Here is a 9,628-nt window from a genome sequence, read left to right on the forward strand (position 1 = left end):
CAGGCGTGCCTGAATTGTCGCTGACCGCCCGACTCAACCGCTCGGCCGCCGATGCCCGCCGGGGCGTGGTCCGCTTGCATTCCGAGGCGCTGGCGGCACTCGGATTGCGGGAGTGGGACGGAATCAGCGTGATCGGCTCCCGGCGCACGGCGGCGGTGGTCGGCCGGGCCCCCGACGAGACCCCCGCGGGAGTCGCGCTGCTCGACGATGTGACGCTGTCCAATGCCGGGGTGCGCGAGGACAGCGCGGTAGTCGTGGCCCCCGTGACGGTGTACGGCGCCCGGCACATCTCGGTGACCGGCTCGGCCGCGGCGATGGGCGCGATCGCGGAATCCACGCTGCGGCAGGCACTGCTCGGCAAGGTCGTCACCGTGGGTGACGCGGTATCGCTGCTGCCCCGCGATCTGGGCCCGGGAACCAGTTCCGCCGCTGCGACACAAGCGCTTTCGCGCACCTTCGCGATCGCGTGGACCTCCGAACTGCTGACCGTGACCACCACCGATCCCAGCGGCGGCCCGGTCAGCGTGCAGCCCAACAGCGCGGTGGTGTGGGGCGCGGCGGCCCCGGCGGCCGATGCCTCGCACGATCCTCGGGGCGCGCTGGCGCCGAATCGTCCCGGCAGCCGGATGCTGGTACGGGAGCGTCCGTCGGCCGTCCCGGTGGCGGATCTGGCGGGGGTGCGCGCGCCGGCGGCGAAACTGTCGGAATGGCTGAGCCTGGCGCTCGACGAACCGGAACTCCTGCGAACCCTCGGCGCCCCGCCGCATCTGGGCGTGCTCATCACCGGACCCGCCGGCGCCGGTAAGGCGACACTGGCACGGGCGGTATCGACACCGCGGCGCATCGTGGAACTGGACGGGCCCACGGTCGGCGCGTCCGAGAGCGGCACCCGGTTGCGCGAGGTCGGGCTCGCGGTCTCGGAAATCTGTTCCGGCGCAGGCGGAGTCCTGCTGATCACCGATATCGACGCACTGCTTCCGGAGCAGCCGGAGCCGGTGGCGACGCTCATTCTCGATCAGCTGCGCGCCGCGGTGGCCACCGCCGGCGTGGCCTTCCTGGCCACCACCTCCCGGCCCGCCGCGGTCGACAGCCGGCTGCGCGCACCGGATCTCTGCGACCGCGAGGTGGCGCTGACACTGCCGACCGCGGCGGTCCGGGCGGAACTGCTCCAGCAACTACTGCGCAAGGTACCCACCGAAGATCTCGACCTCGATGTGATCGCTTCTCGCACACCGGGTTTCGTCGTCTCCGACCTCGCGGCACTGTGCCGGGAGGCGGCGCTGCGGGCGGCCTCGCGGGCCAGCCACGATCACACCGACCCCATGCTGACCCAGGCGGATCTGGTCGGCGCGCTGGAGGTGATCCGGCCGCTCTCACGGTCGGGTACGGAAGAACTCGCGATCGGCAGCCTGAGCCTCGACGACGTCGGCGACATGACCGAGACCAAACAGGCGCTCACCGAGGCGGTGCTGTGGCCCCTGCGGCATCCGGATTCGTTCGCGCGCCTGGGTATCGACCCGCCGCGCGGAGTGCTGCTGTACGGACCACCCGGCTGCGGTAAGACCTTCCTGGTGCGCGCGCTGGCCGGAACCGGGCAGCTCAGCGTGCATGCGGTGAAGGGCGCCGAATTGATGGACAAATGGGTCGGCTCCTCCGAACGCGCGGTGCGCGAACTGTTCCAGCGGGCCCGCGACTCCGCCCCTTCGCTGATCTTCCTCGACGAGATCGACGCCCTCGCTCCGCGGCGCGGGCAGAGCACCGACTCCGGCGTCGGCGACCGCGTGGTCGCGGCCCTGCTGACCGAGCTGGACGGCGTGGAACCGCTGCGCGATGTGGTGGTCGTCGGCGCCACCAACCGGCCCGAGTTGATCGATCCCGCGCTGCTGCGGCCGGGACGGCTGGAGCGGTTGGTCTTCGTCCCGCCGCCGGACGCCGCGGCGCGCACCGACATCCTGCGCACCGCGAGCCGCTCGGTACCGCTGGGCGACGACGTGGATCTCGCCGCATTGGCCGCCGACCTGGACGGCTATTCCGCGGCCGATTGCGCGGCACTGCTGCGCGAGGCCGCGATGGCCGCGATGCGCCGCGATGTGGATGCCGCCGCCATCGGCGCGGAAGATCTGGCGACGGCCCGCGGTAGTGTGCGGCCCTCACTCGACGCCGATCAGGTCGAATCACTGCGGCAGTACGCCGGCAAGCGCGCCACCACCTGAACCGTCGCGCGCCGGCCTGCCCACCGGCGCGCCCGATCCGGCAGGTCTGCCCCGGTTCGACCGGGTTCGCAGGTATTTTCGGCTGGTGCGCACGCACCACGCGGTTCTGGAGATGATCACGGCGGCCCTGGCCACCCTGGTCGCCGGGCTGTCGTTGATGCTCCCCAACGGCTTCCGCTGGGCCTCGCAGACCTCCGTGCTGCAACTGGACATGCTCGCCGCCAGTCAGCCGCGAGCGATCGCCGTCGGCGCCATCGCCGCGCTGATCGTCGCGGTCTTCGCCACCACCGTCAACCACGCCCTGGTCGCCTGGGGCACGGCGCTGTGCGGCGTGGTGACCATGTTCCTCGCCCACCTGCTGGCCGAGACCGGTGATCAGAGCATCGCGCCGGCCACCTTGAATTATCTGGAAGCGCTCGCGGGCGGAATTCTGCTCGGCGGTATCGCGGTGGCGGTGCTGCGCGGCTGGTTCCAGGTGTTCGGCTGGACCTTGGGGGCCCTCGCGGCGGTGGTCTTCGGCCAGCTCGGCTCGACCTCGACGGGCACTGTGCGGGGCGGGGTGATGAGCGCGCCGGGCTGGTCGACGAGGACGCTGCCGCCGCTGTGGCTGATCGTGGTCACCCTCGTGCTCGTGATCGTCGGCATGGTCGTCAATCGCAAGCAGGACACGGTGGAACGCCGCTCGGTCGAGTTGCCCATGGCTCCGATCATCGCGGGACTGATTTTCGTGATCGGCCGAGTGTTCAGTGCGGAATGGCTTGCCCGGCACGCGGACAGCACCGGAAATGTCGTCTTCGCCGCATCCCTGACGGTAACCGCGGCCGCAGTGGCGGCCTTTCTGCTGCCGCGGCGCGACGGTGTATTGATTCTGCTGGCAGTCGCCTTGTCGGCGGTGGGCGGAGCACTGATACCGGCCCGCCTACCGGTGTGGTCGGTCACCCCGCTGGTGCTGTTGATCGCACTGGGGCTGGTCGCGGGATTCCGGCGCCCGATGCCGATGCTCGCCATGTCGACGTTGGCGGCGATGGCGCTGTACTGCGCGCTGGTCTCCGGGCATCGGATCCACAGTGGCGTGCAGGCCGCGGTGCTGAGCGGGCTGCTGGCGGTGGTGGCCGGCTACAGCTTCGGCAGTGCCGCACCGCGATACAACCCGACCCGGGTGCTGGGTGTGGCGATCATCTTCGTGCCGTCGGTCGTCACCGCTCTGCGCGATCACCTCGACCGGCCGCAGTGCGTCTCCGATCCCGGCCAGTGGTACCTGTGCCCGGCCCCGGCGATGAGTTCGGCGGCGCCCTATTGGACCGCGCTGGGAGTCACCGTCGTCTGCGCGGCAAGCCTGATGGCGTTGCGCTCGTGGCGCAAACCGGCCACCACGGAATCGGTAGCCGATATATAGCCATCGTCTCTGGAAGGTCGCGTTCCGGGCCGCGCCGGATCCGGCCGTGACCACCGAAGCCCGGAGTCAGCAGTAGGATCGGGGCGCCACCACCCCGCCGCCGACCGACGGAGTGACGTTTGCTCGCCATCCTGCTAGCCCATGCTTCGGCCGCCCTGCTCGCACCGCCCGCTGTGCGCGTATGGGGAAGGCGCGGGTTCTATCCGATCGCGCTGGCGCCGCTGGCCGGGCTGGTGTGGGTGATCGCGAACTGGAACAGCGAGGCCGAGGTCCGCATCACCTGGGCCCCGGAGATCCACATGAATTGGGATCTTCGGCTGGACAGCCTCGCCTCCATCATGTCGGTGCTGGTCCTCGGCGTGGGCGCGCTGGTGCTGGTCTATTGCGCCGAATATTTCGACGACGACGATCGCGCCCGCCTGGGCATCTTCGCCGGCTATCTGGTGGCCTTCGCCGGGGCCATGTTCGGGTTGGTCGTCAGCGACAACATGCTGGTGCTGTTCACCTTCTGGGAGCTCACCACGGTGCTGTCGTTCCTGCTGGTGGGCCATCACGCCGAGCAGAGCACCGGCCGCCGCGCGGCATTGCAGGCGCTACTGGTCACCGCCGCGGGCGGATTGGCGATGCTGGTCGGCCTGGTCCTGCTCGCGCAGCGCTGTGACAGTTATCTGCTGTCCGATGTAGTGGCGCGGGCCGATCCGCACGACTGGTCGACCAATGTCGCGGTGGTGCTGATCCTGATCGGCGCGCTGAGCAAATCGGCGATCGTGCCGCTGCACTTCTGGCTGCCCGGCGCGATGATCGCGCCCACCCCGGTGAGCGCCTATCTGCACGCCGCCGCGATGGTGAAGGCCGGTATCTACCTGGTCGCGCGGCTGGCCCCCGGGCTGTCCGAGGCGCCGGTGTGGCATCCGATCGTGCTCACGCTCGGGATCCTGTCGATGCTGCTGGCCGGTCTGCGTTCACTGCAGGTCTACGACCTGAAACTGGTGCTCGCGTTCGGCACCGTGAGCCAGCTCGGATTCATGCTGGTACTGGTCGGCACCGGAACCCCGGAGGCGGCACTGGCCGGGGCGGCGCTGCTGGTCGCGCACGCGCTGTTCAAAGGGTGTCTGTTCATGGTGGTCGGCATCGTCGACCACAGTGCCGGCACCCGCGATCTGCGCCGGCTGTCCGGCGTCGGCCGCCGCGCGCCGGTTCTGTGCGCGGTCGCGACGGTCGCCGCGCTGAGTATGGCCGCGATTCCACCGCTGTTCGGCTTCGTCGGCAAGGAGAGCGCGTTCGCCGCCGAACTGGACGCGGGCAATCTGAGCGCGCCGGTTCGGATCGCCGTCGCGCTCGGCATCGTGCTCGGGTCGATGTTCACCGTCGGCTACAGCGCGCGGATGGTGTGGGGTGCGTTCGGTACCAAACGCGCTGCCGAGGGCGTGCCCGAACCGGAACGGCCCTGGCATCGGCCGAGCGCGCTGTTCGTCGCACCGCCGGCCGTACTGGCCGCGGCCTCACTGGCCGCGGGTCTCGCCTCGCCCTGGATGGACGAGCTGCTCTCGCCGTATGCCCGCACACTCGGTCCGCTGGAGGCGCATCTGGCGCTGTGGCACGGCTGGGGCACCCCGCTCACTCTCACCCTCATCGCCATCGCGTGCGGTCTGGTGCTGTTCGAGATCCGCGACCGGATCGGCGAATCGGTGAATCCGCGCCTCGGCAACGCCGACCGGGTCTACGACGCCGTGCTGCGCGCGATGGATCAGCTGTCGCTGCGCATGACCGGTGCCACCCAGCGTGGTTCGCTGCCGCTGAATCAGGGCCTGATCCTGACCACGGTCGTGGTGCTGCCGTTGGCCGTGCTGTTCGTCGGCGCGCGTTCGCGTATCTCGGTACGAGCGTGGGATTCCTCACTGCAGCTGGTGATCGCGTTGGTGATGGCGGCAATGGCTCTGGGCGCCACCATCATGCGCAACCGGCTCGCCAGCGTGCTGCTCGTCGGGGTCACCGGCTACGGCTGCGGTGTGATCTTCGCCCTGCACGGCGCGCCGGACCTCGCCCTCACCCAATTCCTGGTCGAGACGCTGACTTTGGTGATCTTCGTGCTGGTGCTGCGGAAATTCTCCGCCGAGATCGAACCCAGCCGCACCGCCGCGCTCAAGGTGCGCCGAGCCCTGCTGTCCGTGGCCGTCGGAGCTGCCGTGGTGACCGTGGCGGCGTTCGCCACCGCGGCCCGCGGCACGGAACCGATCTGGCATCGAATCCCTTCCGCGGCATACAGTTTCGGCGGCGGGAAGAACGCGGTGAACGTGCTGCTGGTCGACATCCGGGCGTGGGACACCCTCGGTGAGATCTCGGTGCTGGTGGTCGCGGCCACCGGTGTCGCCTCGCTGATGTTCCGCAGCCGCCGGTTCGGCACCCTGCCGCGCGTCTCCGAGGCCCCCGGCTACACCCCCGATCCGGAGCGGGCCTACTGGTTGCGGGCCAGTCCGCTGGTCGCGCCGCGGGACCGGTCGATGGTGATGGCGATGACCACCCGGATGCTGTTCCCGACCATCATGGTGCTGTCGGCGTATTTCTTCTTCGCCGGGCACAACGCCCCGGGCGGCGGTTTCGCGGGCGGGCTCACCGCCGGATTGGCGCTGGTGCTGCGTTATCTGGCCGGCGGCCGCTACGAGCTGGCCGAGGCACTGCCGGTCGACGCCGGGCATGTGCTGGGCGCCGGGCTGGTGCTGTCGGCGGGCACCGCGACCGGATCGCTGCTGCTGGGCGCGCCGCCGCTGTCCTCGGCCATCATCGAGGTCACGCTGCCGGTACTCGGGCACATCAAATTCGTCACCGCGATGCTGTTCGACCTGGGCGTGTATCTGATCGTGGTGGGTCTGGTGCTGGATGTGCTGCGCAGTCTCGGCGCACGCCTCGATATCGAATTCCTGGACGGCAGGACGTCTTCGACGAAGGGAGGGATGCGATGAGCGCGAACATCACTATGCTGGCCCTGATCGGGATCATGGTCGCCTGCGGGGTGTATCTGGTGCTCGAACGCGCGGTGTCGAAGATGCTGCTGGGATTGATTCTGTTCGGCAATGCGGTGAACCTGCTGATCCTCACCATGAGCGGTCCGGACGGGCGGCCGCCCATCCTCGGCGAATCGGATCGGCGACATCACGATCCGGCCGATCCGCTCGCGCAGGCGATGATCCTCACCTCGATCGTCATCACCATGGGTTTGGCGGCATTCGTTCTGGCCCTGGCCTATCGGGCCTTCGCGCTGACCACCACGGAACAGGTCGAGGACGACCCCGAGGACGTGAAGGTCGCGGCGAAACGCGGGGGCGAGGATCCCGAGCGATGAGCCCGTCTCCCGGTCTGCTCCCCGCGCTCTGCCCCCTCCCGGTGCTGATTCCGCTGCTCACCGCGGCCGCGACCCTGATCGTGGGCCGTAAAGCGCGCGTGCAGCAGGCGATTTCGGTGGCGGCGCTGACGACGGTGGTCGCGATCTCCGGGGTACTGCTGTACCTGGCCGACCGCGACGGCATGGGTGCGGTGCAGGTCGGCGGCTGGGAGACGCCGATCGGCATCACGCTGGTGGTCGACCGGCTGTCGGCGGGCATGCTACTGGTGTCGTCGATCGTGCTGCTCGCGGTGTTGATCTTCGCCGTCGGGCAGGGTATCAGCGACGGCACCGAACGGCAGCCGACCTCGATCTTCCAGCCGACGTATCTGATTCTGAGCGCGGGCGTTTCGCTCGCCTTCCTGGCCGGTGACCTGTTCAATCTGTTCGTCGGCTTCGAGGTGCTGCTGGCCGCCTCGTTCGTCCTGCTCACGCTGGGCGCCAGCGCCGACCGGGTCCGGGCCGGGGTCTCGTATGTGATGGTGTCGATGGTGTCGTCGCTGATCTTCCTCACCGGCATCGCTGTGGCGTACGCGGCGACGGGCACCCTGAATCTGGCCGATATGTCGGTGCGGATGGGCACGGTGCCGCTGGGCGTGCGCGGCGCGATCTGCGCGGTGCTGCTGGTGGCGTTCGGCATCAAGGCCGCGGTGTTCCCGCTGTCGAACTGGCTGCCGGATTCGTATCCGACCGCACCCGCACCCGTGACAGCCGTCTTCGCGGGCTTGCTGACGAAAGTCGGTGTGTACGCGATCATCCGGGTACATGCGCTGCTGCTGCCGGCCGGCACCTTCGACAATGTGCTGCTGGTGTGCGGCCTGCTCACCATGGTGATCGGCATCCTGGGCGCGATCGCGCAGAGCGATATCAAGCGTCTGCTGTCGTTCACCCTGGTCAGCCATATCGGCTATCTGATGTTCGGGGTGGGACTGAATTCGGTCGGCGGCACCACCGGCACGGTGTTCTACGTGGTGCATCACATTCTGGTCCAGACCACGCTGTTCCTGGTGGTGGGCCTGATCGAGCGGCAGGCCGGATCGGCGTCGCTGAGCCGGTTGGGTGGTTTGCTGGCCGCGAGTCCGGCGCTGGCCCTGCTGTTCGGCATTCCGGCGCTGAATCTCGGTGGTATTCCGCCGTTTTCCGGATATATCGGCAAGGTGCGGCTGTTGCAGGCGGGTGCCGCCGACGGCAGCGTGCTGGCCTGGATGCTGATCGCCGGTGCGGTGGTGACCAGCCTGCTCACGCTGTACGTCATGGCGCGGGTGTGGAGCAAAGCGTTCTGGCGGCCGCGCGTACAGGCCCCGGAGGGCGAGCTGGCCGATGCCGCGCCCTCGGCGCTCATCGACGAATCCACCGATGTGCTGTTCGACGACCGCGTCGACCCCGGCCGCATGCCCCGGCTGATGGTGGCTCCGACGGCGGCGTTGATCGTGGTCGCGCTCGCGCTCACGGTGTTCGCCGGGCCGATCCTGGGCATCTGCCGGCGCGCGGCCGAGGATCTCAACGATCCGCACCGATATCTGGACACCGTGCTCGGGCCGCCGGAGACATGGCAGTCGGGAGGTCACCGATGACGCGGGAACGACTGGTCCGTGTCGGCGTGCTGATCTGGCTCGCCGTCGTCTACACCGCGCTGTGGGGTAACGCCAGCGTCGCGAATCTGCTCGCCGGGCTGGTGGTCGGCATTCTGATCATGGTGTTGCTGCCGCTGCCGCGGGTTCCGGTGAACGGCGGGCTGCGGGTGCTGCCACTGCTCGAATTGATCATGCTCACCGCCTATTACGCGATCGAATCCAGTTTGCAGATCGCGTGGTTCGCGGTGCGCCCGGCCGGTGCGCCGGTGTCGGGTGTGCTGCGGGTGCGGCTCGCGATCGACTCGGATCTGGTGCTGGTGCTGTGCGCCGACGTGCTCAATCTGATCCCCGGCACGATGGTGCTGGAGCTGGACCGGGTGGCCGGGGTGGCGTGGGTGCACGTGCTCGATGTCGGCAGCGACGACGCGGTCGAGAAGTTCTACTACATCACCCGCCGCCTGGAAGGCCTGCTGATCAGGGCCTTCGAAGGCAGGAAACAGGAGGTAGATTCATGACTTTCGTCGCGATCGTGGCGGGCGTACTCCTGGCGGCCGCCGCGGCTTTCACCTCCTTCCGGGTGCTGGCCGGTCCCGGCACGCTGGATCGGGTGGTCGGCATCGATTCGCTGGTAGGCATCGCCGCGGCGGGTCTGGCGGTGTGGGCCGCCTACAGCGACGACACCACGGTGGTGCCGGGCATCGTCGCGCTGTCGCTGGTCGGCTTCCTGGGGTCGGCCGCGGTCACGCGTTTCCGGGTGCGGGACGACAAATGAGCGGCCTCTTCCACACCGCGCTGATCTGGTTGTCGTACGGGACCATCCTGCTCGGGGCATTCCTCGCCGCCACCGCGGCGGTGGCGATCGTGCGCTTTCCCGACACCCTCTCGCGCATGCATGCCGCGACGAAACCTCAGGTCGTCGGCCTGATCCTGATGCTGATCGGTTCGGCGATCCAGTTGCGCGGCCATCCCAATGTCTGGATGTTGGTCCTCGTCGGCCTGTTCACCCTCGTCACCGCACCGGCCATCGCCCACCTGGTCGGCCGGACGGCCTACCGCGAGCAACGCC

8 protein-coding genes are annotated in these 9,628 nt (G+C 69.1%); all 8 read left to right on the forward strand.

The genetic code is table 11. From position 1 onward, the window contains the following. The first annotated feature begins 5 nt into the window (after positions 1-5). Positions 6-2,213, forward strand: coding sequence for an AAA family ATPase (locus ON23_RS25660; RefSeq protein WP_063821333.1), 2,208 nt, complete (start codon positions 6-8; stop codon positions 2,211-2,213). An 85-nt stretch (positions 2,214-2,298) separates the two neighbouring features. Then, entirely contained in the window at positions 2,299-3,609 is a 1,311-nt protein-coding gene (locus ON23_RS25665) for a hypothetical protein (RefSeq protein ID WP_039781330.1), read from the forward strand. A gap of 119 nt (positions 3,610-3,728) precedes the next feature. Beyond that, entirely contained in the window at positions 3,729-6,569 is a 2,841-nt protein-coding gene (locus tag ON23_RS25670; RefSeq protein WP_039781331.1) for a Na+/H+ antiporter subunit A, read from the forward strand. Continuing rightward, positions 6,566-6,949, forward strand: a complete 384-nt coding sequence (locus ON23_RS25675; RefSeq protein WP_039781332.1) for a Na(+)/H(+) antiporter subunit C — start codon at positions 6,566-6,568, stop codon at positions 6,947-6,949. The genes ON23_RS25670 and ON23_RS25675 overlap by 4 nt, the downstream gene beginning before the upstream one ends. Next, entirely contained in the window at positions 6,946-8,562 is a 1,617-nt protein-coding gene (locus ON23_RS25680) for a Na+/H+ antiporter subunit D (protein ID WP_039781334.1), read from the forward strand. Before ON23_RS25675 ends, ON23_RS25680 begins: the two co-directional genes overlap by 4 nt. Then, the gene (locus tag ON23_RS25685; protein ID WP_039781335.1) at positions 8,559-9,077 is read left to right on the forward strand and encodes a Na+/H+ antiporter subunit E; all 519 of its coding nucleotides are present in this window, start codon (positions 8,559-8,561) and stop codon (positions 9,075-9,077) included. Before ON23_RS25680 ends, ON23_RS25685 begins: the two co-directional genes overlap by 4 nt. After that, positions 9,074-9,334, forward strand: a complete 261-nt coding sequence (locus ON23_RS25690) for a monovalent cation/H+ antiporter complex subunit F (protein ID WP_039781336.1) — start codon at positions 9,074-9,076, stop codon at positions 9,332-9,334. Before ON23_RS25685 ends, ON23_RS25690 begins: the two co-directional genes overlap by 4 nt. Next, positions 9,331-9,628: monovalent cation/H(+) antiporter subunit G (gene mnhG / locus ON23_RS25695; RefSeq protein WP_039781337.1), on the forward strand; the 298-nt coding region annotated here is incomplete at its 3' end. The genes ON23_RS25690 and mnhG, both read left to right, overlap by 4 nt.

The sequence above is a fragment of the Nocardia cerradoensis NBRC 101014 genome, from assembly GCF_000308535.1.
Lineage (GTDB): Bacteria > Actinomycetota > Actinomycetes > Mycobacteriales > Mycobacteriaceae > Nocardia > Nocardia cerradoensis.

What these genes read in the sequence shown, in the direction of transcription:
- ON23_RS25675 (WP_039781332.1), top strand. Translation starts at nt 6,566, where the DNA reads ATGAGCGCGAACATCACTATGCTGGCCCTGATCGGGATCATGGTCGCC.
- ON23_RS25680 (WP_039781334.1), top strand. Translation starts at nt 6,946, where the DNA reads ATGAGCCCGTCTCCCGGTCTGCTCCCCGCGCTCTGCCCCCTCCCGGTG.
- ON23_RS25690 (WP_039781336.1), top strand. Translation starts at nt 9,074, where the DNA reads ATGACTTTCGTCGCGATCGTGGCGGGCGTACTCCTGGCGGCCGCCGCG.
- ON23_RS25685 (WP_039781335.1), top strand. Translation starts at nt 8,559, where the DNA reads ATGACGCGGGAACGACTGGTCCGTGTCGGCGTGCTGATCTGGCTCGCC.